Source organism: Kitasatospora sp. NBC_00240 (assembly GCF_026342405.1).
Lineage (GTDB): Bacteria > Actinomycetota > Actinomycetes > Streptomycetales > Streptomycetaceae > Kitasatospora.
The window spans coordinates 163,006-186,646 of sequence record NZ_JAPEMU010000003.1 but is presented as its reverse complement, the minus strand read 5'-3'; the positions used below and the strand labels follow the sequence as shown (position 1 = coordinate 186,646).

The following is a 23,641-nucleotide window of genomic DNA, read 5'->3' as shown; positions in this document are numbered from 1 at the left end:
TGTGACAGCGTAGGTTAGCCGGGTTGCTTGATCAAGCGGCGAGGAGGGGGCGTCCGTGCCAACGTCTGTCACTCCGACGGCCCGCAGGCCATCACCTGCAGAATGACGGCCTTCAGCGCCTTCTCCTCCCAGACGCCGGACCGAAACTGTGTTTTGGGGGCGGGAGCGTCGTTCTGGCCGGTCGGGTGCTGATGGCCGTGGAGTTCTCGTCCTGCGGGGGTCTCCTCCTCTTGCTGGTTCTCGTTGTCGGCGGCGGCCTGGCTTGCGGCGGCTGCGGGTGGGGCGGCGGTTGGTCCTTGGCTGCGTGGGTGGCCCGTCGTGTTGGCGGTGGGCAGGACGGCGGTCAGGGCAGTGACGGCGGCGCCGATGAGGATGCCGGTGATCTTCTGGATCCTCGCTTCGGTGGGGTGCCCGTCGCCAGGGTGACGGGGTGTGTGGGACATGCGGGACATGGGTTGCACCGCGGGGCGCCCGGGTCATGGGCGAAGTGACACAGCCGCCTTGGTGGGGGGAGAGAGCTTCCCGTGGAGAGCGTGCCTGCACTCCGGACAGCCGAGCGGTACACGGGGCTGGACCCGGTTGGATCGCCTCCCCCGCCCATCCGCTGCCCAGCCCGGGATCGGTGGAGTCCAGCAGGCCGTGTTCCCGGTGCACGGCGGTGAACGACATCTTCTACTCCTCGTTCGTCACCCTCGGAACCGTTGTTCCGGCCTGGGCCGGCAGGTGCCGGTCAGAGCGAGGGCCTGCACCGCCGGAGCCCGCTGGGCGAGCAGGCCCATCACGTCCGGCAGGGTCGCGGCGTAGGCCCACTTCGCTTTGAAGACGCCCTCCCGGCAGAGGAGGAACCGAGGCTCGGCGAAGCGGTGGTACACCCGAAGCGTCGGCGGCGCCCACTCCGCGGTGTGCCCATCCGCTGTCCCGCACCAGAAGGTAACCGGCCGGATCCGCCGTTCAGTACGTCAAGCAGCACCCTGGCACAGTGCCGGGCCGATGCTCGGCCAGATTCACACAGTTGGCGGGATCACGGGAGATCACACCGACGACCACCCGGACCGTCAACATCGCGTTCAGACCTCGGTGAGCAAGACGTCGCGGCTGTTCGCCGACGACTGTCCGAAGTGACCCGCTTCCAGACTGACACGGGTCGTGACGGGGGTTCATGTAATGAGTGTCGATGGTTGGTTGCCGCCGCTGCGGGCCGGGAGGTGGCCGACCGGGCGCGCCCTGCTCGGTTGGCTGGGCGACGACCGGGCTCCGCGGTGGTGTCGGGTGTCCGGTGGCCCGGGCAGTGGGAAGTCGCATCTGCTGAGCTGGCTGGCGACGGCGTGCAGCGCGCCGGACGGCCCGGCCGGCGGGCGCCGGGTTGCGGCCCTGTCCGCCGCGGGTCTGACGGGAGAGAGCGCCAGCTGGCTGCTCACCGGCCGCCTGGGGCTGGCTTCGACCACCCCCACGGGTCTGGTGGCGGATCTGCGCCCGGACGTCCGGCCCTGCCTGCTGCTGCTCTGGGACCTGAACCTCGCCTGCGAGCCCGACCGGATCACCGAACTGCTGTCGCGGCTGCTGGCCCTGCCTCACGTCCGGATCGTGGCGGATCCCGCGGACCCCACCGCGGGGCTCTGCGCCCCGGCAGACGTCCCCGCGCCGGCGCTGCTCGCCCTCGACCAGCCGCAGTGGACGGACCCCGCTGGCTTCACCCGCTGGTACCGCACCCTCGCCCCGCACTTCATTCTTGACGCGGACACCGTGTTCCCCAACCCGTCCCTTGCGCGGCTCGCCGCACGCACTCCCGCCCAGGCGGCCGTCGGCGGGGCCACGAAAAAGGTAACGGGGGGGAGTGGCAGCTGCCTGGTGGGCAGCACCGCCGGACGAGCTGCGGCCCGCCTTGCGCGCCCTCGCTGCAGCACCCCGCCCGCTCAACCGCGCGCAATGGTCCGCGCTGGCCGCGCCCGCCGATGTCGAGCGGGCGGTACGCCTGCTGCCGGCCCACAGCGCCACCGAGGACACCTGGTGGCTGCCCGCAGGTCCGCTGCGCGAGGCCGTGACCGTCGGCGCACCGGAGCCGGACCACGGCGCCGCGATGCGGGCGCTGGCCGCCGTCGTGCCCCGCACGCCCGCGGGTACGCCGGATCTGCCTGCTGCTGACCCGGAGTTCCTCGGGCTGCTCCTGCACCACGCGGTGCAGGCGGGCAGCGCGGCCACCCTGCTGACGGACCTGCACTTCCTGGTCCACGCCGACCCGGCGGCTGTTACCGCCGTTTTCGCCGCCCACCCCGACGGCCGCTACGCAGCCGCGTGGCGTGCCGCCGGACCCGCGCTTATCGACGCCCCGGACGCCACGGTGCGCGCGGCGGTCCTGCGGACGCGGTTGCTCGACCACGACCCGGCCGCGGCCGCCGCACTCGATGGGCCCGGGACTTGGCGCGTGCAATGGGCGACCTGGCTTGCGCCCGCGGGCCCGCCGCTCGTTGCTGCGGCCCTCACCCGGGGCGCGCACGCTGGGTACGTGCTGCTCGCGGACGCGAGCGGGACGCTTCGGGCCGCGAACCTGGAGACCGGCCGGCTCACCGGCGTCCCCGCGAACCCGGTCCCTCCCGCAACCCGATCGATCGCCGCGATGCCGGACGGCTCGGTCGTGGCCCTGGACGCGCAGGGCCACCCGCCGAGGGGCCACCTCCAGGCATTGCAGGACCAGCGGTCGGACGGGTTCCCTGGCACCGCGTGCCCCCGATTACACGAAAGTGACGATGTCGTCGACACGGGCGGAGTGGATGCCCGCGGAAGTCTCGCGCATGTAGTGTTCGCGCAGCTTGTGGGCCTGCTTGTACGCGTCGGTCGCCAGCGCCTCGGCCATGGCTTCCTCGGATTCGAAGCTGATCTGGACGATCGCGTCGATCGGGTCCTCCACCCCGTCCGCGGCGAGGTCCGTGAGGTGGTACTGCACATAGGCGCGGGTCTGCGGGAGTGCCTGGTACGTCGGCCCGTACTCGTGCCTCATGAAGTGCCGGAACTCCTCCGCGGAGACCTCGGGCTTCTTTCGGATGACGGTCAGCAGGGTGATCACGGAAGATCCCTTCGGGTGCCGGTGTGGTTGTGATCATGCCATCGCGCCAGGGGCTGGGCTGCCCGAAGTTCGGTCGGCTTCAGTGGTTGTCTCCGGAGTGGGCGAGGGTGCGGTGGTGCGTCGGGGAGTCATGTTCCTAGGAGTGCGGTACCCCCTCTGGCGTGGCCTTCCACGGATGCGGTGCGGGGGCGATTCTCCTGGTGGCGGTGTACCGGCAGGTTCCGGCCGTGGAAGCGCAAGAGGAGGTGGCACGGTCATGGCGTTGTTGGGTTCGTACGTCACGCTCGGCTGTTCGGGGCTGCGGGTGAGTCCGCTGGCGCTGGGCGCGATGACGTTCGGCGACGGGAGCTGGGGGTCGTCGCAGGAGGATTCTTTCGCGATCATCGACCGTTATCTGGAGGTGGGCGGGAACTTCATCGACACCGCGAACCAGTACAACGGCGGGGCGTCGGAGGAGACGCTCGGCGCGTACTTCGCGGGGCGGCCCGGGGTCCGCGACCGCGTGGTGCTGGCCACCAAATTCGGCGGCACCATGGACCCTCCCAATCCGAACGCGGGCGGTGCCGGGCGCAAGGCCGTACTCGCGCAGCTGGACGCGTCGCTGCGGCGGCTGCGCACCGACTACGTGGACGTGTACTGGATGCACATGTGGGACCGGCACACTCCCCTGGAGGAGACGCTGTCGACCCTGAACGACCTGGTCCGCACGGGCAAGGTCCGTGCCGTCGGGCTGTCGAACACGCCCGCGTGGTGGGTGGCCCAGGCCGCGACGACCGCCCGGCTGCGGGGCTGGGAATCCGTGGCCGCGCTCCAGGTGGAGTACTCGTTGCTGGCCCGTACCGTGGAGGGCGAGCAGTTTGGCGCCGCCCGCGCGTTCGGGCTGGGCGTCACCCCCTGGAGCCCGCTCGCCTCCGGGGTGCTGTCGGGGAAGTACTCCCGCACCCGCACCACCGCTCCGGGCTCCGGGCGCGCCGGCTACGCGGCCCCGCTGCTGACCGAGGGGACGTTTGTACTCCTGGACGTGCTGGAGCGCATCGCCGGGGATTTGGGTACGACGGTCGCGGCCGTCGCCCTGGCGTGGGTGCGCCAACAGGACCCCGTCACCTCGGTGCTGGTCGGAGCTCGGACCCTCGACCAGTTGGAGAACAACCTGGCATCGGCGGCCGTGACCCTGGACCCTTCCCAACTCGCCGAGTTGAGCGCACTGACCAGGCCGGAACTCAACTATCCACACGCGTTCACCGAAGGGGTCGGGATCGGCTTCCTGCAAGGTGACGCCACGGTCAACGGTGTCACGTCAGTGGCGTTCCGACGGTCCTGATGCGAGCACCGACATCGAGGAGCCGAGGAGGGCGAGGGCGTCGGCGTCCGCGCTGCCCGGCTCGGCAGTGCCGATCAAGAGGTGCTGACCGGGGGTGCTCTGGACGTCGAAGGACTGGTACGTGAGGGTGAACCGGCCCACGGCCGGGTGGTTGAAGGTCTTGGGCCTGAGGCCGAGTGAACTGACGCCGTGACTGCGCCACATCTGCTCGAACTCGTTGCTGCTGCTGCGCAGTTCCTTGACCGTGGTGGTCATCCGGGGATCGTCCGGATGGTGTCCGGCAGCCAGGCGCAGGGCTTCGACCGAGCATTTCGCGACGCTGCGCCAGTCCGCGTAGAGCTCGCGGGCCGCGGGGTCCAGGAAGAGGGAACGCAGTACTTGGCGGCGGTCGGCGAGTGGCGAGAGGAGGGCATCGGCCAGGGCATTGGCCGCGAGCACTTCGAGGCGGCGGTTGATGACGTACGCGACCGCGGTGGGGAAGGTCTCCATGAGCCGGAGCAGGGCCGGGTCCACTTCGTCCGACTCGTCGGCGGCCTCGATCATCGGCAGGAGGCCGGCGAGGCGGTAGGCGTGCCAGAGGGCGTCGGTGTTCAGGCGCAGTGCCCGCGAGATGGCGTCGATGACCTGGCCCGAGGGGTTGCGTTCGCGCCCCTGTTCCAGCCGGGTGTAGTAGTCGGCGCTGACTCCGGCCAGCACAGCGACTTCCTCGCGCCGGAGTCCGGCGACCCTGCGGTGTCCGTAGGTCGGCAGGCCCACTTCTGCTGGCTTCAGGCGGGAGCGCCGCGCTTGCAGGAAATCGCCGAGTTCGTACCCGCTCATGACTCGATCGTACGGGGTGCGTTCCTGGGAGTGGCGCACCCAGGAAGCCTCGCCCTGCCTGCCCGGGGCGATCACCTCCAGGATCGGAGGGTGGGTGGACGACCACCCGGTCCGGCCTCGGCCGGCTTGATCGAAGGGGTTCTCATGACCGTTCCGTCCGTTCTGGTGGGCAAGGTCGTACTGGTCACCGGTGCGAGCAGTGGGATCGGTGAGGCGACGGCCCGGAGGTTGGCCGCGTCGGGGCACCGGGTGATGCTCGGCGCCCGCCGCACGGACCGTATTGCCGCCCTCGCCGAGGACATCCGCGGCAACGGCGGGGAGGCCCACCACCGGGAGCTGGACGTGACCAGCCGGGACAGCGTGCAGGCCTTCGTCGACGCCGTGCAGGACCGGTACGGCCGCATCGACGTCCTGGTGAACAACGCGGGCGTGATGCCGCTATCTCCGCTGGCCGCCCTCAGGATCGACGAGTGGAACCGCATGATCGACGTGAACGTGCGCGGCGTGCTGCACGGCATCGCCGCCGTGCTCCCCGTCATGCGCGCGCAGGGCTCCGGCCACATCGTGAACATCGCCTCCGTCTCGGGGCACCGCGTCGACCCGACCGCCGCCGTCTACAGCGCGACCAAGTTCGCGGTCCGGGCCCTGTCCGAGGGTCTGCGACAGGAGAGCCGCGACCTGCGGGTGACCGTGATCAGCCCCGGACTGACCAGGAGCGAGCTGGCCGAGGGCATCAGCGACACGGCGGTGCGCGAGGCCACCAAGGACATGTTGAAGATCGCGATGCCCGCTGACGCCATCGGCGCGGCGATCGACTACGCGATCAGCCAGCCCTTCGAGGTCGACGTCAGCGAGATCGTCGTGCGACCCACCGCCCAGGGCTGAGCCGACGGACCACAGAGACACGTCGTTCGGAGACACGTCATGGTGACGAAGCAGCAGGTGGAAGCGTGGGTCGAGGGGTATGTGCGGGCCTGGGCCTCCAGCAGCCGCAAGGACATCGCAGCCCTCTTCACCCCGGAGGCCGAGTATCACGAGTGGCCGTACGGGACGGACTGGATCGGCCGCGAGGCGATCGTCGAGGGGTGGCGCGGCCGGGCCGGGTGGCAGGAAGGGGGCTGGGAATTCGAGTGGTCCCTCCTCACGATCAACGGGGACACCGCAGCCGTCGAGGGCACCGGGCGCTACACGGAGCTGGGGACCTTCGCCAACCTGTGGACCGTCACCTTCGACAGCCACGGAAAGTGCGCGGTGTTCCGCATGTGGAACAACGAGGTCTGACACCCGCCACGCCAAACGGAAACGCACGTTTGCGTTATGCCTCCTCCAGTGCTAGCTTCACGGTGAAACGAAAACGCTCGTTTCTCTTTGATGTGGCGGGTCTCCTGCGGATTTCGCGGGGAATCCCGCACGACGAGGAGGCGTCATGCCTGCGTCGCCCATCACCACTCCCCTCCCGCCGCACACGGACGTTCTGATCGTCGGTGCCGGTCCCGTAGGGCTGACCCTGGCCGCGAGCCTGCAGCAGCTGGGCGTGGACCACGTCCTCATCGACCGCGACACCGGTGTGCAGACCGGCAGCAGAGCGGCAGCGCTCCAGCCCCGCTCCCTCGAATACCTGGACCGGATCGGCGTCGCCGAACACCTCGTCGCGGCCGGCGAACGGGGGCGCGGGTTCCGCGTCCACGACCGGGAACACACTCTGCTGCACGCCTCCTACGGCAATCTGGACACGCCCTACCCCTACGTCCTGCTCTCCTCCCAGCAAACGACGGAAGAGCACCTGCTCCGACGACTGGGGAAGCTGGGCGGCGGCGGGGTACACCGCGGTCACAGGTTCCTCGGCTTCACGCCCGACTTTCCCGGGGTCACCGCCGTGATCGCCGATCCGGAAGGCTCGTTGAGATCGGTCTCCGCGCGCTATCTGGTGGGGTGCGACGGTCTGCACAGCGCCGTGCGGACAGCTGCCGGGATCGGTTTTCCCGGAGAGGCGCCGGAGCAGTTGTTCGCTCTGGCCGACGTCCGTCTGGACGCCGGTGCGAGCGGCCTCGGGGAGGACGGCACCACCTTCTTCCTCTCCTCCGCCGGGATGCTGCTCCTTTCTCCGCTCGCCGACGGGCAGCACCGCATCGTGACTCCCGCCGCGCCGGGGTCGGCCGCGCCCCGCGCCGCCGACATCGAGCGGCTGATCTCCGAACGCGGGCCGCTGGCAGGGCGCATCCGCGTGGCGGAGGTGGTGAACACGTCCACGTACCGCGTCCAGGAACGGGTCGCCGAGCGGTTCCGGGCCGGCCCCGTCTTCCTGGCCGGGGACGCCGCGCACACCCACAGCCCGGCCGGCGGGCAGGGCATGAACACCGGCATCCAGGACGCCGGGAACCTCGCCTGGAAGCTGCACGCCGTCCTCACCGGCGCGGCCCCCGCCGAACTGCTGGACAGTTACCACGACGAGCGGCACCCGGTCGCATCCGAACTGGTCGCCTTCACCAGCCAGTTCACCAAGATCGCCACCCTCCGGGACCCGGCCGCCGGGCAGCGCCGCAACGACCTCCTCGCCGCAGCCTCGGCCACGCCGGGGATCGTCGACTGGGTCGCCGCCAAACTCGCCCAGCTCGACATCAGTTACGCGCGTGAACCCAACCGCGACTCCCCGCAGGTGGGAGACCGGGTCTCGCCCCTGACCGTCCCGCAGGCGGGCCTGCGCTGGACGCTGGCCCTGCCCGACCGCAGCGAACCGAAGGACGGACGGCAGCGGGAGGGCGTCCTGTCCGTGTGCCACGTACCCGAACTGCGCACCCCCCTGCTGGTCCGCCCCGACGGCTACCTCGCCGCGCGCGGAGTACCGGCCGAACCGGCCGAAGTGCTCAGCCGACTGGCCCAGCACCTGCCCCTGCCCGTTCCGTCCACCCGATGACCCGGCTGTTCAAAGGAGACAAGGACATGTCGACTTCTGCTTCCGCCCCCACCCTCATCCGCAACGTCGCCGTCTTCGACGGCACCAAGCTCCACGCACCCCAGGACGTCCTCATCGACGGTCCCGTGATCGTCGCCGTCGGCCCCGCCCTCGGTACACCGGCCGGAGCAACCGTCGTCGACGGCAGCGGCCGCACCCTGCTGCCCGGGCTGATCGACGCCCACACCCACACGACCGACACCGAACAGCTGCGGCGGGCACTCCTCTTCGGGATCACCACCGAGATCGACATGGGCGGTACGCCCTCGGTCGCCCGCGCGGTTCGGGAGGCCGCGCGCGAGCGCGACGCCCTGGCCGACCTGCGCATCGCGACCACCGGAGCCACCGCACCCGGCGGCCACCCGAGCCAGTTGGTCGAACTCGGCCTGATGGCCCCCTTCCCCACTGTCACCGGCCCCGAGGACGCCGACGCCTTCGTCGCGGCACGCGTGGCCGACGGGGCGGACCACCTCAAGATCTTCATCGAGGACGGCACCGCGATCGGGACACCGATGCCCGTCCTGTCCCCCGAGACGATCCGCGCGCTGGTCCGGGCCGCACACGAGCAAGGGCTGCGCACCGCCGCCCACACCCTCACCCGCCGCTCGGCCCGCCTCGCGATCGACTGCGGCGTCGACGGCCTCGCCCACGCCCCCGCCGACGGGCCCTCCGACGACGCCCTCGTGGAAGACGCCGCGGCCCGGGGCATGTTCGTCGTACCTACGCTGACCTCGCTGACCGGTACCACCGACAGCCCGGCCGAGTACGCCCTCATTGACGACCCGCGGTTGCGGCCCTACGCCGACCCGCAGTGGCTCAAGGAGATCGAGCGCATGCGGACCGAAGGCCCGGGCGAGGGCGAGGTGCGGGTGGGGCCGGTCTCGGTCGACGCCGGGTACGCGGCCGACGTCGCGCTGCGGATGTTCCGGGCCGGGGTGCCCCTGCTGGCCGGCACCGACGGCACGGGCGGCGCCGGCCACCCCACCACGCACGGCATCAGCTACCACGGCGAACTGGCCCTCCTCGTCGCGGCCGGACTCACACCGGCCCAGGCACTCACGGCCGCAACCGCCGCCCCTGCCGACGCCTTCGGCCTGTACGACCGCGGGCGCGTCGCCGCCGGGCTCCGTGCCGACCTCCTGCTGGTCGAGGGCAACCCCCTCACCGACATCACGGCGGTACGGGACATCGCCGCCCTGTGGCGGCGCGGCGTCCCCGTCAACCGCGAGGCCGCGCTCCTCACAGACGGGCTGGTCTGACCATGAGCACCCTGACGACCACGTCGAAGGCCCCGGCACACCAGGGCCTCCACCACCTCAAGCTGTGCGTCAGCGACCTGGAGCGTAGCGCCCGCTGGTACGGCGCCGTGCTGGGCGCCCACCGCGTGGCCGAGCTGGACCACCGCCGCCCCGACGGCACCCTGTTCTCCGTCGCCCTCGACGTCCCCCACCTGCCCTGCCGACTGGAGCTGCGCCTGGACCCGGCGACGGCCCGCGCCCTGGACGGGAACGAGCTCCTCACCCTGGCCGTCGAGGACCGCGCCGCCGTGGACGAATGGATCGCGCACCTGGACGGCCTGGGGGTCCGCCACTCACCGCCGGTCGTCGCGCTGGTGGGCTGGGTGCTGGTCGTACCCGATCCGGACGGGCTGCGCCTGCGGCTCTACACGACCGAGCCCCACGGGCTCGACCGCTCGCGCATCGAGTACGACTCCCCCTGGCTGAGCACCGGACCCACCGATGGCACGGCCAAGGGAGAGGGGACCGTGTGCGCCGTCGCCCGGCTGCGGGCCCTGCCTGACGGTGTTGCCGTGATGGCATCTCTGCTGGAAGCCCTGGCATGCGCCACCCGTCAGGAGGAGGGCTGCCTCGCCTACCGCGTGCACCGAGCCCAGGATGCCCCGGACACTTTCGTGGTCTACGAGGAGTGGACCGACGCTGCCGCGCTGGCCGCGCACCGGAACACCGCGCACACGACGGCTTTCCGCGAGGCTGCGGCCGGCCTCGTCGACGGACTCCCCGAGACGGAACTGCTGAACCCCTGCCCTTGAGCCGGGCCCGGCCGGGCCCGGCACCACGTGTCGGTGGGGCGTACCGCGAAGGGAAGCCCCACCGGCACGTCAGCCGTTCCAGGAGGCCGAGCCGAGGGAAGACAAGCCTGCGATGAGGTGCTCGGCGGACACGGGTGCCACCAGGTGTCGGCCGACGAGGAGCCCCGGCATGAGGGTCATCAGCACCGTCGCGATCCCCTCGGGATCGGCGTCCGCGGGGACCTGGCCCTCCTCGCGCCAGCGCCGGGCCAGCTCCTCCAGCTGACCGCGCACACCGAGGTAGAAGGCCCGGGTGCGTTCTTCCAGGCCCGGCCTGCGCAGGGCCTCGCCCCACGACTGGATGGCGATCCGCGTGAGGTCGTACTCCGCTTGGGCGTCCCGGTCCCGGACCTCACCCACCATCGCCGCGACCACCTGCGCCGGTGACGCGGTGGGGCTCTGGGCCAGCAGTCCGTCGAAGAGGCTCCGCACGAGGGTCATGGCCTCGTCCGCGGCGGCGTCGATGAGGTCGTCCTTGCTGCGGAAGTACCGGTAGACGGCGCTGGAGGACATGCCGGTCGCGGCGATCACGTCGTCCATGGACGTGGCGTGGAAACCGTTGGCGGAGAAGCAGGTCCAGGCACTGGTGAGGATGTGACGGCGCCGCTCTTCCCGGCGCTCGTCCGTCAGGCGAGGCATCCTCCCACCCTAAACGAGAACGATGGTTTCCGTTCTGGGCGCGCGAGGGAGTACAGCAGCGACGGAACGGCCTCTGAGCGGGAGACCGCTACTCAGGCGTGAATGTCGTAGGCCCGGGTGCCCTTAGAGGGCGGAATGAGAGTTGATGTCCGTTCTGCCGTCACTTGATGGTGTGACGTTGCCGGCTACGGCAGGTCGCCGGGCCGGCGGCGTGCTGAGGTGGCTGTGTGAGTGACCGCAAGCCCTACAAGAGCGACTTATCCGACGAACGCTGGGCGCTGGTCGAGCCGGTGATCACCGCGTGGAAGGCCCAGCACCCCTCCGTCAGCGGACATGAGGGCCGCTACGAGATGCGGGAGATCGTCAACGCGCTGCTCTACCAGGCGAGGGTTCGTTCGAAGTCGTCCCACAGCAGACGGCCGCCGTGGCTGGAACGCCGCCCTGCTGAGCCACCGACTCGGCGACACCAACGTCACCACCATCGAGTCACCACCACCGGCAGCGCCTATACTCTGCTACGCCGCAACCTCCTCTACACCGCCGTCACCCGCGCCAAGCAGATGCTCGTACTCGTCGGCGAACCCGCCGCACTCGAACTCGCCGTCAAACGCCCCGAGCCGGCCCGCAACAGCGCCCTCGCCGCCCGTCTGCGCGACGCCATCGAGGGAACGGCCCTGCTCCCCAGACCGCTGCGCGCAACCGACGGTCAGACCTCCCTGTTGCATTGAAGTTGCGAGGGATGGTCCGCACTCTGGGTCGGAGCACGATGCCCGGTGCCGCTCGGCGAACCTGCCGGTCCGCCCCCGTCGGTGGCGAAATCGCTTCCCATGCGCTGACGGCCGCCGAAGGCTTCGCAAGATCATGTTCTCTGACTCGCAGGAGGAGGTAGACCACACTCTGAGATCTTCACGAAAACCAGACATCTCCAATCTGACGGTATGACAGATTGGCGAGGCTCGATCTCGAACCCTTCTCCAAGGAGCGGTCTTGCCTCGCAAGTTGACCACCGTCGTCATAGCAACGGCCCTGATCAGCGCAACCATCAGCGGGATGTCGAAGATGTCCGGCTCGGCCGGCGGGGCGCCCACACCGGCGGAGGCCCTGGGGATCCTGGAAGCGCCGGTGATGCGGTGGCTGTACGGGCGTCGCCAGCCAGGGCAGTCGATCACGGTGGCGTTCGACCAGGAGATCCTGCGGCTCTACGACGAGTGGGACGCACTGGCACGGAAGGTGGAGGCCGGCACGGCCACGGACCTCGATGTCGCGGTACGCGAGCGCTCCGTCGGCGCGGCGGCCGGGCGGCTGCCGGCCACGCCGCGGGCGCTGCCGTTCCGCACGCTCGCCTCGGTGGCGGACATCGCCGCCGGGAGCCCGGAGCAGACCCTGCGGATTCTGCGGGACTTCGCCGGGGACGAGCCGCTGGCCTCGCTGGACGACGCCCGGCCGCGCCTGGACCGCGCGCAGGCGTGGGTGAACGGCTACGTCCCCATCGAGGAACGCACCCAGGTGCGTAGCGAGCCGGACCGCGAGCGGCTGGACCAGTTGTCGTCGGCGCAGCGGGAGGCGATCAAGCTCCTGCTCGAGGATCTGGAGGCGCACTGGTCGCTGCCCGGCTTGACGGGCCTGGTGTACGGCGTGCCGAAGCTGCAGGCCGGCCTGCCGCTGGACGCGCCCGCGTCGCCCGAGTTGAAGGTGGCGCAGCGGGAGCTGTTCGTCCTGCTGTACGAGCTGTTGGTGGGCCGGGATACCGGTCCTCGGTTGCCGACGCTGCTGCTGGCGTTGGGGGCGGATCGGATCCGGTCGTTGCTGACGGTGGCTTAAGCTTGAATTTAAAGGTTGCCCCTCGGCGTTCCGGTCGAGGGGTTGTCCTTTTTGCTCTGGTTTTTGCCGACGGGATGGCGGGGTGCGGGGGCTGAGGTGCTGCCGGTGGGGCGGCCTGGGCCGGGGCGGGTGGCTTTCGGCGGGTTCGCGGGAGTGCCGACAATCCGGCGGATCCGGTGATAGCCGCGGCGGACCCTGGCCGGGGTGAGGCGGCCGGGGTCGAGGGGTTTCTCCCAGGGGCGGCGGAGGTCCTCGGCGAGGGGACGGGCGAGGCGGAGTTGCGTGTGGGCGGCCACGAGGAGCCAGGCCCACCGATCGGCCTGTTCGGGGTGGCGGAGGCGGGGCCGGGTGAGGCCGAGAGTCTGCTTGAGGAAGCGGAACGTGTGCTCGAGGTCGAATCGCCGCAGGAAGATACGCCACAGCCGGTCGACATCGTGGGCAGTCGCGTCGGGGACCGAATGCCACAGCCACAACGGCTTCGGGTCCCGGTTGCCTGGCAGGTGCTCGACCACCAGGTGAACCAACGTGCCTTCGACGATGGGAAGTTCGCCCTCGTGGCCGGTCCAGCCGCCCTGGCGGCGTTCCAGCTTCGGGTGCAGGCGCCCCCAGCAGCGGGCGGTCACGGCGCCGAACCGGTCATGGCGGGTGGCCGACTCCTGGACCGGATCCGGATGCGTGGCCGAGTGGGCGAGGCGGAACTCCTCCCCGTGGCGGGGCTGCCGGCCGGGCCACGGTCCCTTGCGGCGGCCGGCCGGGTGGTGCATCACGCGATCGGAGCGGATCCGGCCGAGCAGCCGCACCGGCTCCTCGCGCAGCAACCAGGTCAGGCGCACGATGTCGTAGCCGGAGTCCAGGACGAACAGCACCTCGGGGTCGCCGTCGCGCCACTGCCCGGCCTCACGAAGCCGTTCCAGCAGGTCGCGGATCTGGGCGGCGGTGACCGCCGTAGGATCGTCGCCAGGCCCGATACGGACCGCGTCGAGCACCCCGGTCCAGGACGAGCGGCCGCCGCCCAGCGCGGCGGCGACCTGGTACGGCCAGCCTGGAATCGTCTGCCGGACGCCGTCGCACCGGCAGGGCCGGTAGCAGTGCAGGCGGGCCGGCGAGCACTCCGCGTCAGGCCTCGGCCAGGGCGTCACGTCCACCGCGATCGACAGTTGCCGATCCGCCCCGCGCGGCAACTCAAGCGCGGCCAGAGCCAGCCGCAGTCGTCCGACATCGATCCGGCCGTTCGCCAGAGCGTCGTACATCGCCCCGTGGCCGCGCCGGTGCACCGACTCCAGGCTCAACTCCGGCAGCGACACCACCGGCCCGTCCGCACACAGCACCGCGTCCACCAGCTCGAACAACGCGTCCGCGCGGCGCGGCAACGCACCGAACAACTCCATCCGAAAGGAGGACAGTTCGACCAAACCCGACATCTGCACAGCCGCATGGACCACACTGGACACCGACGACCTCCGACCCGTTGTGAGACTCGACATCACACAGCGTGAACCAGAGGTCGTCGCCATTTCCGGCGAATCCCCATGTGGGTGAACAGATCGGGCATCAGGCGATCACGGAAGGTTAAAACTCAAGTTAAGACCGACCGGCAAATGGATCACTTGAGGCGTCGGGTGGTGGGCCGGCCGTCCCAGCGGTAGCGGCTCGTTGCCCGGCGGATCAGCATGCGGAGCGTGACGAGGGCGGCGGCGAGGTAGAGGTAGAAGTCCACGACGCTGCCGCTCCTCTCGGTGCAGCGCCGGAGCTTGCCGTAGTCGTTCATCCACGAGTGCGTGCGCTCGACCACCCAGCGCTTGCCGGCCTGGATCGGGGCGGGCACGCCCTTGCGGGCGATCTCCGCGGTGAAGCCCAACTGGGCTATCAGCGAACGGGACTTGGCGCTGTCGTAGCCGCGGTCGAGGTTGACGTTGACGGCTTCCGGCAGCGCGCCGACCTGGTCCTTGGCGGCGTCCAGGGTCGGGCCGAGCAGGGGCGAGTCGTGCCGGTTGGCCCCGTCGGAGACGATCCCGAGCGGGACGCCGCAGGCGTCGGTGGCGACGGAGCGCTTCAGACCCTGCTTGCCCCGGTCGACCGGCGAGCGCCCGGCCTTGTCACCGCCGGACGGGGCCTTGGTGATGCAGCCATCCACCGAGATCTCGCCCAGACCGAGGCCGATCATCCGGTCGTAGGCCTCGAGCGCGAGAGCGTGCACAGATTCGGAAATCCCTTGCTCGGCCCACTCTTTGACACGCCGCCTGATCGTGCGGTCGGAGCATCCAGGGGTGGAGACGCGCTCGTAGCCGGAGCCGTGGACCAGCGCGAGCACGATGTGCTCGAAGACCGTCCGGTCAGCGATCCGGCGGCGGTGGCAGCCCAGCGGATGGTTCGCGACGAACGCTTCCCGGGCAGGCAAGAGTGCAGCGAACTGGTCCCAGAGGGGTTCGAGCAGGCAAGATGGCAGCGCGGGCACGGCCGTCCTTCGTGATCACTGAGCGTAGAGAACTCCATGATCACGTGGACCCGTGCCCGTACTGCATCCACCCCGCCTTACGTGCGACAGCGACTGCCTATTGCCGGTCGGTCTTAACTTGAGTTTTAACCTTCCGTGATCGCCTGATGCCCGATCTGTTCACCCACATGGGGATTCGCCGGAAATGGCGACGACCTCTGGTTCACGCTGTGTGATGTCGAGTCTCACAACGGGTCGGAGGTCGTCGGTGTCCAGTGTGGTCCATGCGGCTGTGCAGATGTCGGGTTTGGTCGAACTGTCCTCCTTTCGGATGGAGTTGTTCGGTGCGTTGCCGCGCCGCGCGGACGCGTTGTTCGAGCTGGTGGACGCGGTGCTGTGTGCGGACGGGCCGGTGGTGTCGCTGCCGGAGTTGAGCCTGGAGTCGGTGCACCGGCGCGGCCACGGGGCGATGTACGACGCTCTGGCGAACGGCCGGATCGATGTCGGACGACTGCGGCTGGCTCTGGCCGCGCTTGAGTTGCCGCGCGGGGCGGATCGGCAACTGTCGATCGCGGTGGACGTGACGCCCTGGCCGAGGCCTGACGCGGAGTGCTCGCCGGCCCGCCTGCACTGCTACCGGCCCTGCCGGTGCGACGGCGTCCGGCAGACGATTCCAGGCTGGCCGTACCAGGTCGCCGCCGCGCTGGGCGGCGGCCGCTCGTCCTGGACCGGGGTGCTCGACGCGGTCCGTATCGGGCCTGGCGACGATCCTACGGCGGTCACCGCCGCCCAGATCCGCGACCTGCTGGAACGGCTTCGTGAGGCCGGGCAGTGGCGCGACGGCGACCCCGAGGTGCTGTTCGTCCTGGACTCCGGCTACGACATCGTGCGCCTGACCTGGTTGCTGCGCGAGGAGCCGGTGCGGCTGCTCGGCCGGATCCGCTCCGATCGCGTGATGCACCACCCGGCCGGCCGCCGCAAGGGACCGTGGCCCGGCCGGCAGCCCCGCCACGGGGAGGAGTTCCGCCTCGCCCACTCGGCCACGCATCCGGATCCGGTCCAGGAGTCGGCCACCCGCCATGACCGGTTCGGCGCCGTGACCGCCCGCTGCTGGGGGCGCCTGCACCCGAAGCTGGAACGCCGCCAGGGCGGCTGGACCGGCCACGAGGGCGAACTTCCCATCGTCGAAGGCACGTTGGTTCACCTGGTGGTCGAGCACCTGCCAGGCAACCGGGACCCGAAGCCGTTGTGGCTGTGGCATTCGGTCCCCGACGCGACTGCCCACGATGTCGACCGGCTGTGGCGTATCTTCCTGCGGCGATTCGACCTCGAGCACACGTTCCGCTTCCTCAAGCAGACTCTCGGCCTCACCCGGCCCCGCCTCCGCCACCCCGAACAGGCCGATCGGTGGGCCTGGCTCCTCGTGGCCGCCCACACGCAACTCCGCCTCGCCCGTCCCCTCGCCGAGGACCTCCGCCGCCCCTGGGAGAAACCCCTCGACCCCGGCCGCCTCACCCCGGCCAGGGTCCGCCGCGGCTATCACCGGATCCGCCGGATTGTCGGCACTCCCGCGAACCCGCCGAAAGCCACCCGCCCCGGCCCAGGCCGCCCCACCGGCAGCACCTCAGCCCCCGCACCCCGCCATCCCGTCGGCAAAAACCAGAGCAAAAAGGACAACCCCTCGACCGGAACGCCGAGGGGCAACCTTTAAATTCAAGCTAAGACGCTGGTGACGGGGTGGGGTCTGGTTGGCTCCACCCCGCCGCCGTGCGGCGATGTGGGAGCTGCGCTTCGCTGGCTCTGCAGATACCAGGAGACGTGGGGGCCAGTGGTCTCCACGTTCGTAGGGGCTGGCTGCCGGGTGCCAGGTCGCAGAGCGGATCGGCTCGGGCGAACGCAGAAGTGCGCCGCGTTGTGCGTATCACTGTGATTCTGAGTAACAGTGATACGCACTGCGAGGCGCACCTCTGCGTTCGCCCTCCGGCTGTCACGGGCAGTTTCGCCCGTCTGGGCGGTGTGACGTGTGCTGCGCGCCGAGTCGGGTCTCGCACCGCTGAGGTCGCGCCGCGCGTCGGGGCAGGTCAGATCATCGACGCGGTGGCCGTTGGCTGGCCTTCGCGGAGGTCTGTGGCCTGGATGTGGTGTCCGCAGGTCGCGGTGAGCTCCGCAACCTTCCATTTCGCGGCATGCCGTGGGGCGTTGATTCGGCAGGCCGACAGAGGGGACCGGAGTTGAGGCGGCGAGCATGCTCTGGCAAGATCTCGGCGCGCTCCGCGGTTCCGATCCGTGGTGCCGTCCCACCCGGCCGGGCACCTGGCGAGGTCACCCGGCCGGGTGGAGCTCAGCTCTCGGCCCCGGTGCCGGGAACGAGCCCGCCCTCCGCGAGGGTGCGGCGGCCAGCAGCAGTCGAAGCCTCGGGCGCAGGCGGCTCTTGAAACACTGCCCGCTCGACGGGAAGCCGACGTGCAGCGGGCACGGCGAGCGGCGTCTCGTTGGCGGGTTCTGAGAATGGCATCCCGAGGGGCCGGCGATCATTGATCATGGTCGTCAGTCTGCCAGGGCACCTCTCCGAGCGCGTGGCTTGCCCCTCGGCGGCCGACCATCAGTGGCTGTGCTATCCGTTCAGTACGGGGCTGCGGCCCGGACGACGTAGAGGTCGAAGCCGCGGCCGGCCATCTCCAGGGCGGTCTTGGCCATGGCGGACATGGCCTGGACCGAACCGTTGAGCTGGGCGAGAGCAATCCCGCCGTCCGTGTTGGTGATCTCTCGATCCAGGGTCATGAGGGTGCCTGAGAGATCGCCGTGGGCGAGGGAGCTGCAGACGCTCCAGAACAGGTGCACCCGGTCGGCGCCCAGGGGCGTGAGTTCCCCGGCCGACCGGACGATGTCCTTGTAAGTGGGCCCCTGACGCGTCCGCCGCACTTCGGCTTCCGGTACGCCGGCGGCGATCAGCAGAGCGTCGATCTGCTGTCTGCGCCCGGCTGCGGCCGGATTGGCCGACTGCCCAAGGAGTGGGCTCCACTTCTCGCCGTTGAGGTAGTCCGCATATTGAAGGGCGAGCCTGCGCTTCACGCGGTCAAGCCGAGTCGTCGGCCCGAGCAGCCAGACGGCGCGGGCGGCGTTCTCTAGCGCTGCCCGGATCAGGGTGAACTGGGCATGGGTATGGATCGGAACTTCGATTCGGTTGCCCGGGCGCTCCCTGATGAGCGAGGAGCGCAGCGCTTGGAGGTGGTCGACGGCCACGACCAGGGCGAGCCTCGCGCCGTGCGAGAGCTGGAAGGGAGTGGACTTCGCGTCGTCACCCGCCAGCGCGCTACGGGGGTGGACGGTCCAGCCGGACCACTCGGTGGCCGTCCGTTCGGCCAGGGGCGCTACGCGATCCAGGAAGCGCAGCAGATCGCGAAGGGTCTTCTCTTCATCCCTATTTGTGACCATCTGTGAAGGGTAGCGATGGGCGTCGAGCCGGCGCGAAGGGTTTCCCTTGTGCGGGTGCTGACCGGTTCGCGCTCCGCCGGCTGGGGGCCTGCGGGGCTGGGCTGTCCTCCGAGGGTCGGGCTGACGCAGGGTGCCGGGAATGACGCCGGCCCCGACGCGGATGCGTCGGGGCCGGCTGTCGAGTAGCGGGGACAGGATTTGAACCTGCGACCTCTGGGTTATGAGCCCAGCGAGCTACCGAGCTGCTCCACCCCGCGTCGGTGAGTTAACCCTACGCCATCGTGGGCACACTCCTGACCGATATTGCATAAGGGTATTTATAAATGTAGCCTAACGGCACTTGCTCCTTCTCCTGGAAGGCTTTCGATGCGTCCCGACCGCTCACGCCCGCACCGCGCCACTGTCCTGGACACCGTCGTCATGCCTGACGGGCAGATCCACCGACCCGGCTTCACAGTCGCTCTGACCAACCCTGAGACCGGTGAGGCCGCGCGCGGCACACTCTCCGAACTCCACGGGCACGTTGACCGCGTAGTTGCGGCGGTGGCGCTCGACCACGGCGAGTACGACGCCTCAGTGGCATACATGCACCGCCTCGGCCCGATCCGGGAGGTCACCGTCGCCATCGACTCCCTGGTCATGCTGGACGGCATCAAGGAGGCTGCCACCCCGGAACTGTGCGACGGGCAGCAGATCCCACTGGCCACCCGGTGGGACGGCGTGGTGTTCCGCCCCGAGGACCGGGTCGCCTGGGATCACGGAGGCCTGCCCCGGATGGAGAGCGGCTTCATCGTCAGCATCACCCGGCCAGTCCTGCCGTACGGCATGTCCCAGCCCAGTGTCCGCGTGGTGGACTCCACCGGTCGTCAGCTCAGCTGCGGCATCGGGAGGCTGAAGCACCGATGAGTGTCCGCTCTCCTGGACGGCTCCCCACTCAGCGACGTCCGCTGAGACGGGCCAAGGTCACCTTCCCACCAGGCCACAGCCACCATGGGTATCTGCTGACTGCCCGCGGGTGCATCAACAACCAGCAACGACGAGCCCCCGGCAGCCAGGGGCCAACACCAGACGACGCAGGGAGCTAGCCGTGACGGACATCGCCGACTGGATCCACGAGATCGCAACGTTCGCGGTCCCGGTAACCGCAATCATTCTCTCCGTCAAGCTGCTGAAGGACCAGCGCAGCCCGCTCCTCGCTGTCCTTCCCCTGGTCGCGGCAGCAGCAGTGCTTCTCGTCGGCAAGCGGGCCTTGCACCTCATGGCAGCTGCGCCGACCGAGATCCCCCCGCCCGTGCCAGGACCGGACGCCTCCACGCTGTTGACCTGGGTGGGCACCTTCATCGGCGGCCTGCTGACAGCGGCCGGAACCGGCTGGGCCGTGCTCCAGGCAACGACCATGCTCCGGCGGCGCCGTGATCGCCAGGCACAGCGCCACGATGCCGTTGCCCGGCACGACGCCGTGCGGGAGGAGGTCGGATCGTGGGAGAGCGACGTCCTTGCCATCCTCGAGTCCCCGTTGCTCGCCGACGTCAGCGAGGCTCAGACTCAGCGGTTCATCGAGGTGTTCGAGGCGGCCAGGGTTGCCCGTCTGAGCACCGGGACTCGGGCCGACCTCGATGTGTATCTCAAGGCCGTCGCCGATCTGGAGACCTCGTGGCGCGCCGCGATGCTCCCCTCCCGTCAGCAGCAGACGATCGCAACGCAGGCTGCTGCCACCGGGGCCTCGTAGCTGCTGGCGCAGGTCCTGGAGGAGGAGTGGCGTAGGGCGGCAGCACACGGGCAGGCGCGTCAGCCGTCGGTGGGTCGAGCCGCGTCCGGAGTCCGCTCCCCTGAGATCCACGAGAGGTCCCTCAAGCAGGTCAGCCTCTCGATGGCCGGCCCGAGGGATGCTGCCAGGGAACGGGAGACAGCGGGCCTCCTGCACCTGCGGCACAGCAGGCCAGGGGAGTGCCAGCGAGCGTCACCACTGCGGGAGCGCTCGCCCAGTACCTCGGCATACCGTCGGCGGGTGTCCACGACGCCCGCCGAACGACTCGTCCCCCGGCCGGCACAGGTCGTACCCGGCCAGGACACCTGCGTCGCAGGTGCGCCGAGGGCCGCCCCGCTCCCCGTTCAACCTGGACCCAGCACTGCGGCCTCTCCCGTCCGGCCGCGCCACAGCCTCAGCGGCAGCGGCCCTTCGACCACCAGGTCTCGGAAATGTCCACGTCAGACGGATATTCGGCGAAGCCTTGGCGAGGACCTCACTCCGGCCGCGACAATGGCAGCCATGCGACCCGATCTCGCCGATCTCCTGGACAGCGCCGCCCGCGTGCTGGACACAGCCGGCCCCCTGGCGCCTCTCCACATCGCGGTCAGCAGCCGGGATATCCAGGTCACCTTCGCCCCAGGCGTGCCGGCTGACGATCAGCGCTCGGGCATCGACCGTCTGGCGGCCGCCACGGGCGCCAGACCGGTCGAATCCAACCTGGGTGCATCCGCCTCCACCTACACCGTCAGCGCTGAACTGGCCAACGGCGCACTCCTGGTCGCCGGTACTCACCCCGCGCTGCGCCCCAGCGGCTCCTCCCGGACAACGTCGACCGCTGAGGCCGTCACGACGCTCCGCGCTCTCGGCCCGTGGGCCCGGACGCTGGACACGATGGGTGTGCCGGTCTGGGAACTCGGCGTGGATGACGACTGCGAGCGCCTGTCGGTGCGGTTGACCGTCGACAGCGGCGGCGACCCGGATGCGGCGCTGGTGAGCGCCTCCGCCGGGGTGGACCACCTCCGGCCGGCCCGCCGGACCGCCGTCGGCCTGGACCGGCGCGGTCGCCTGCCGTCCGGCCAGCCCGTCCTCATCTGCGCCTTGTAGCGCGGGCAGTCTGCAGCCGGCGAACTGATCACTCGTTGGCATGGCGTGCCAACCGTCTTGCCCGGCCGTCGGGGACCCGGTGGCACCTGCCGCCGACCGGCGGTCATGATGTCCGCAGCTGCAACATCGGCGTCCGCTCGGCCCGCACGGGTCGGCTGGTGGCATGGCCCGAGGGCCGCTATGAGGCCTGCTCGCGCGCGGCGATGATCAGTACGCGCTCGCGGACCAGGTCGCTGTGGACGGCGGCGTCCGTGCTGACCGGCAGGCACTCCATCGCCTCGTCGATCGCGGCCAGGGCCTCGTCATGACGGAGCAGGCGCCGTAGTGCCCGTGCCTTGCGGTAGAGGGCGATGGCGTCGGGCCGGGCGGCGAAGGCCGGGCGGTCCAGCAGGTCGAGGATCCGCTGCGGCTGTCCGGGTAGGTCCTCGCCCAGCCAGAGTCCGTGGAGCAGAGCATGGGTGACCTTCACGTCGTCCTCGGCGTCGGCGAGGACTTGGTCGATGAGCCCGAGGCCCCTCGGGTCGGACTGGCCGAGCAGCGCGAATACGTGCAGGGAGCGGCTGAACGGGTCCAGGTCCTGGAGTGGCTGCGCGCTCAGGAGTTCCTCCAGTGAGCGGCAGCGGAAGTCGTATCGCAGGGCCACGGCATACAGGTGCAGGCGCGTTCGCGCCGCGATGGCGGCCACTCCGCGCTGGAGCGCCTGGGCGGCGGTGACGTGAAGGAGCACGCTGCTGCCGCTCTGGCGGGCGCTCCAGGCGACATCGGCGCAGAACCGCGCGGACTCCTGCCATGTGGCGCCCAGCCGCTCCATCCATTCGTCCGCCCGCTGGGGCCAGGCCTCCTCGAAGCGGTCCTCGATGTCGGTTCGGGCGATGTCGAGGACCGCGGCTCGGGTACCGGCCGTCCGCGCCGCGCCCTGCAGGACCGGGAGGGCGTCGGGGCGCGCCAGGATGGCGCGGGCCGCCAGCTTGCGAGCGTGGTCCGAGTCGGTGGACATGAGGATGAATGCGTCGAGCTGACGGTACGTCGAAGCGATGGAGCGAACGGTGCGGTCGGCCGGGTGCGGTGCAAGGGTGCGGGTCACGGTGAAGTCCTCATCTCGAGCCAGTGGCGGCGTACGTCCAATAGAGGTGTCGAAATCGGCGACCGTGTGACATGGATCGGGTGACTTCATCAGCAGACGGTCTTCGGGCACCGCCCGGGAGCGGACCGCGCGTCTCGGCGCGCGCTCTCTTCTGGCCTTCGTGGGCGGAAGGCCCGGCGAGACATCCTGGGCCACCCCGCTGCCCGTGGGACTGGTCAGCCGGGAGCGGCGTTCGTCTGCGTGCGGTCGGGCAACCGAGCCGTCGCCGCCGTGTCCGGGGCGTCCACCTCTCGCGGCGGTAGAGTCACAGGCACGAATCTGCGCTGCCAGTGCTGTTGTTGCACGCGACCTGAGGATCTCCGAGTCCCCCCGCGACGGGTGGATCGGGCTCGTGCACCGGCAGTTGGACGGAATGGAGCTCGGGTGGAGAAGTCAGTGGCTGAGCGGGCTGCTGAGCTGACCGGACCTCAGCAACGAGAGGTGCTTGCTTCCGATCCAAGAACCGGCGAGGTAGGAGGCACGGCGGGCATCCGAAGGGCTCTGGCAGGCAAAGGACTCGCGGTTGTGCACGGACGGATCCGGGCGACCTACTTGACGGCGGACGGGCTCGCGGTCCGCGACTGGCTCCGGACTCAGGCTGGCGGCGCCGGTTCCGCCAGTTCCTCGGTGGACGTGCCGACCGCTGCGCCCGGCACGTTCACCGCGGCAACGGGGGACGAGGAGGCCTACGCCCCAGAGGGTCAGGCCAGCAGGGCGGCTGCTGTTGCTCGGGCGTGGACGGGACTTGTCGACGTCCGTCGTCTTTCCGGCAGCGCCGGCATCGAGGACTTCGGTCTTCCGGCTCCGTGGGAGCTCGCTCGGCCTGTGTGGGCTGTGGCGTTGGCTCTCGAGGCTGCGGGCTTCCCGCCATCCGCGACAGATGGGGCTGGCCGCAGGACGCAGACCGGGTACCGGGTCATCGCGTCCGGCCAGCCTGGCGAGGTCCGGGTTGAGTGGCGCGGGCCAGCAGTGGGTGCGGCCCGGCTGGAGGCCGAAGCACGGCTGTCCGAGTGTGCCCAGCGGTTGCTCGAGCGGGGCTGGGCCGCGCTCCTGTACCAGGGACCTCAGCACAGCCGCTTCCTGCTGGTATCC

At 70.3% G+C, this 23,641-nt stretch carries 20 protein-coding genes, 1 tRNA gene and 2 pseudogenes; 13 read left to right on the top strand and 10 right to left on the bottom strand.

The genetic code is table 11. The features are described 5' to 3' along the window. Positions 1 to 68: 68 nt before the first annotated feature. The 3 genes from OG689_RS42475 to OG689_RS42465 all read right to left on the bottom strand — a co-directional run bounded on the left by OG689_RS42475 (position 69) and on the right by OG689_RS42465 (position 3,061). Positions 69 to 443, bottom strand: a complete 375-nt coding sequence (locus OG689_RS42475; RefSeq protein WP_266328705.1) for a hypothetical protein — start codon at positions 441 to 443, stop codon at positions 69 to 71. A 243-nt stretch (positions 444 to 686) separates the two neighbouring features. Next, positions 687 to 872, bottom strand: coding sequence for a hypothetical protein (locus OG689_RS42470; protein ID WP_266328703.1), 186 nt, complete (start codon positions 870 to 872; stop codon positions 687 to 689). 1,856 nt (positions 873 to 2,728) lie between these two features. Next, on the bottom strand, positions 2,729 to 3,061 hold the full coding sequence (locus OG689_RS42465; protein WP_266328701.1) for an EthD domain-containing protein: 333 nt from the start codon (positions 3,059 to 3,061) through the stop codon (positions 2,729 to 2,731). 256 nt (positions 3,062 to 3,317) lie between these two features. On the opposite strand from OG689_RS42465, the gene OG689_RS42460 reads away from it, so the two are divergent. Then, positions 3,318 to 4,382 (top strand): aldo/keto reductase, encoded by a 1,065-nt coding sequence (locus OG689_RS42460; RefSeq protein ID WP_266328699.1) that lies wholly within the window; start codon positions 3,318 to 3,320, stop codon positions 4,380 to 4,382. On the opposite strand, the gene OG689_RS42455 is transcribed toward OG689_RS42460, so the two are convergent. Next, the gene (locus OG689_RS42455; RefSeq protein WP_266328697.1) at positions 4,359 to 5,201 is read right to left on the bottom strand and encodes a helix-turn-helix transcriptional regulator; all 843 of its coding nucleotides are present in this window, start codon (positions 5,199 to 5,201) and stop codon (positions 4,359 to 4,361) included. The genes OG689_RS42460 and OG689_RS42455 overlap by 24 nt on opposite strands. 144 nt (positions 5,202 to 5,345) lie before the next feature. On the opposite strand from OG689_RS42455, the gene OG689_RS42450 reads away from it, so the two are divergent. From OG689_RS42450 to OG689_RS42430, 5 genes are all read left to right on the top strand, one after another. Continuing rightward, a complete protein-coding gene (locus OG689_RS42450) occupies positions 5,346 to 6,086 on the top strand; it encodes an SDR family oxidoreductase (protein WP_266328695.1) in 741 nt (246 codons plus the stop codon). 39 nt (positions 6,087 to 6,125) lie between these two features. Continuing rightward, a complete protein-coding gene (locus OG689_RS42445) occupies positions 6,126 to 6,482 on the top strand; it encodes a nuclear transport factor 2 family protein (RefSeq protein ID WP_266328693.1) in 357 nt (118 codons plus the stop codon). A 145-nt stretch (positions 6,483 to 6,627) separates the two neighbouring features. Further along, complete coding sequence (locus OG689_RS42440) at positions 6,628 to 8,115, top strand: FAD-dependent monooxygenase (protein WP_266328691.1); 1,488 nt, start codon at positions 6,628 to 6,630, stop codon at positions 8,113 to 8,115. 26 nt (positions 8,116 to 8,141) lie between these two features. Further along, positions 8,142 to 9,413: an amidohydrolase family protein gene (locus OG689_RS42435; RefSeq protein ID WP_266328689.1), complete on the top strand. Its 1,272-nt coding sequence runs from the start codon at positions 8,142 to 8,144 to the stop codon at positions 9,411 to 9,413. A gap of 2 nt (positions 9,414 to 9,415) precedes the next feature. Further along, entirely contained in the window at positions 9,416 to 10,204 is a 789-nt protein-coding gene (locus tag OG689_RS42430; RefSeq protein WP_266328687.1) for an antibiotic biosynthesis monooxygenase, read from the top strand. A 69-nt stretch (positions 10,205 to 10,273) separates the two neighbouring features. Here OG689_RS42430 and OG689_RS42425 read toward each other — a convergent pair whose 3' ends face one another. After that, entirely contained in the window at positions 10,274 to 10,882 is a 609-nt protein-coding gene (locus tag OG689_RS42425; protein WP_266328685.1) for a TetR/AcrR family transcriptional regulator, read from the bottom strand. A gap of 227 nt (positions 10,883 to 11,109) precedes the next feature. On the opposite strand from OG689_RS42425, the pseudogene OG689_RS42420 reads away from it, so the two are divergent. The 3 genes and pseudogenes from OG689_RS42420 to OG689_RS42410 all read left to right on the top strand — a co-directional run. After that, a pseudogene (locus OG689_RS42420) lies at positions 11,110 to 11,262 on the top strand (transposase); the annotation flags it as partial. Continuing rightward, entirely contained in the window at positions 11,242 to 11,610 is a 369-nt protein-coding gene (locus OG689_RS44985) for an ATP-binding domain-containing protein (RefSeq protein ID WP_323189412.1), read from the top strand. The pseudogene OG689_RS42420 and the gene OG689_RS44985, both read left to right, overlap by 21 nt. A gap of 313 nt (positions 11,611 to 11,923) precedes the next feature. After that, positions 11,924 to 12,703 (top strand): annotated as a pseudogene (locus OG689_RS42410) (lysine--tRNA ligase); the annotation flags it as partial. An 8-nt stretch (positions 12,704 to 12,711) separates the two neighbouring features. Here OG689_RS42410 and OG689_RS42405 read toward each other — a convergent pair. Together OG689_RS42405 and OG689_RS42400 are read right to left on the bottom strand one after the other, a co-directional pair. Further along, entirely contained in the window at positions 12,712 to 14,124 is a 1,413-nt protein-coding gene (locus OG689_RS42405) for an NF041680 family putative transposase (protein WP_266317147.1), read from the bottom strand. Positions 14,125 to 14,306: 182 nt separating this feature from the next. After that, entirely contained in the window at positions 14,307 to 15,158 is an 852-nt protein-coding gene (locus OG689_RS42400) for an IS5 family transposase (protein ID WP_266276092.1), read from the bottom strand. Positions 15,159 to 15,435: 277 nt separating this feature from the next. Here OG689_RS42400 and OG689_RS42395 point away from each other — a divergent pair, with 277 nt between their 5' ends. Further along, complete coding sequence (locus OG689_RS42395) at positions 15,436 to 16,848, top strand: NF041680 family putative transposase (protein WP_266317147.1); 1,413 nt, start codon at positions 15,436 to 15,438, stop codon at positions 16,846 to 16,848. Positions 16,849 to 17,759: 911 nt separating this feature from the next. On the opposite strand, the gene OG689_RS42390 is transcribed toward OG689_RS42395, so the two are convergent. Together OG689_RS42390 and OG689_RS42385 are read right to left on the bottom strand one after the other, a co-directional pair. After that, the gene (locus tag OG689_RS42390; protein ID WP_266328683.1) at positions 17,760 to 18,572 is read right to left on the bottom strand and encodes a hypothetical protein; all 813 of its coding nucleotides are present in this window, start codon (positions 18,570 to 18,572) and stop codon (positions 17,760 to 17,762) included. Between the two features lie 183 nt (positions 18,573 to 18,755). Continuing rightward, positions 18,756 to 18,829 (bottom strand) — tRNA-Met (locus OG689_RS42385). A 163-nt stretch (positions 18,830 to 18,992) separates the two neighbouring features. Between OG689_RS42385 and OG689_RS42380 the strand changes: the two genes are divergently transcribed. The 3 genes from OG689_RS42380 to OG689_RS42370 all read left to right on the top strand — a co-directional run bounded on the left by OG689_RS42380 (position 18,993) and on the right by OG689_RS42370 (position 21,426). Then, positions 18,993 to 19,478, top strand: coding sequence for a hypothetical protein (locus OG689_RS42380; protein ID WP_266328681.1), 486 nt, complete (start codon positions 18,993 to 18,995; stop codon positions 19,476 to 19,478). Positions 19,479 to 19,659: 181 nt separating this feature from the next. Then, positions 19,660 to 20,301 carry a hypothetical protein gene (locus OG689_RS42375; RefSeq protein WP_266328679.1) on the top strand — a complete coding sequence of 214 codons (642 nt, stop codon included), beginning with the start codon at positions 19,660 to 19,662 and terminating at the stop codon, positions 20,299 to 20,301. Positions 20,302 to 20,841: 540 nt separating this feature from the next. Further along, on the top strand, positions 20,842 to 21,426 hold the full coding sequence (locus OG689_RS42370; protein WP_266328677.1) for a hypothetical protein: 585 nt from the start codon (positions 20,842 to 20,844) through the stop codon (positions 21,424 to 21,426). 178 nt (positions 21,427 to 21,604) lie between these two features. Here OG689_RS42370 and OG689_RS42365 read toward each other — a convergent pair whose 3' ends face one another. Further along, positions 21,605 to 22,510: a hypothetical protein gene (locus OG689_RS42365; RefSeq protein ID WP_266328675.1), complete on the bottom strand. Its 906-nt coding sequence runs from the start codon at positions 22,508 to 22,510 to the stop codon at positions 21,605 to 21,607. Positions 22,511 to 23,641: the final 1,131 nt, after the last annotated feature.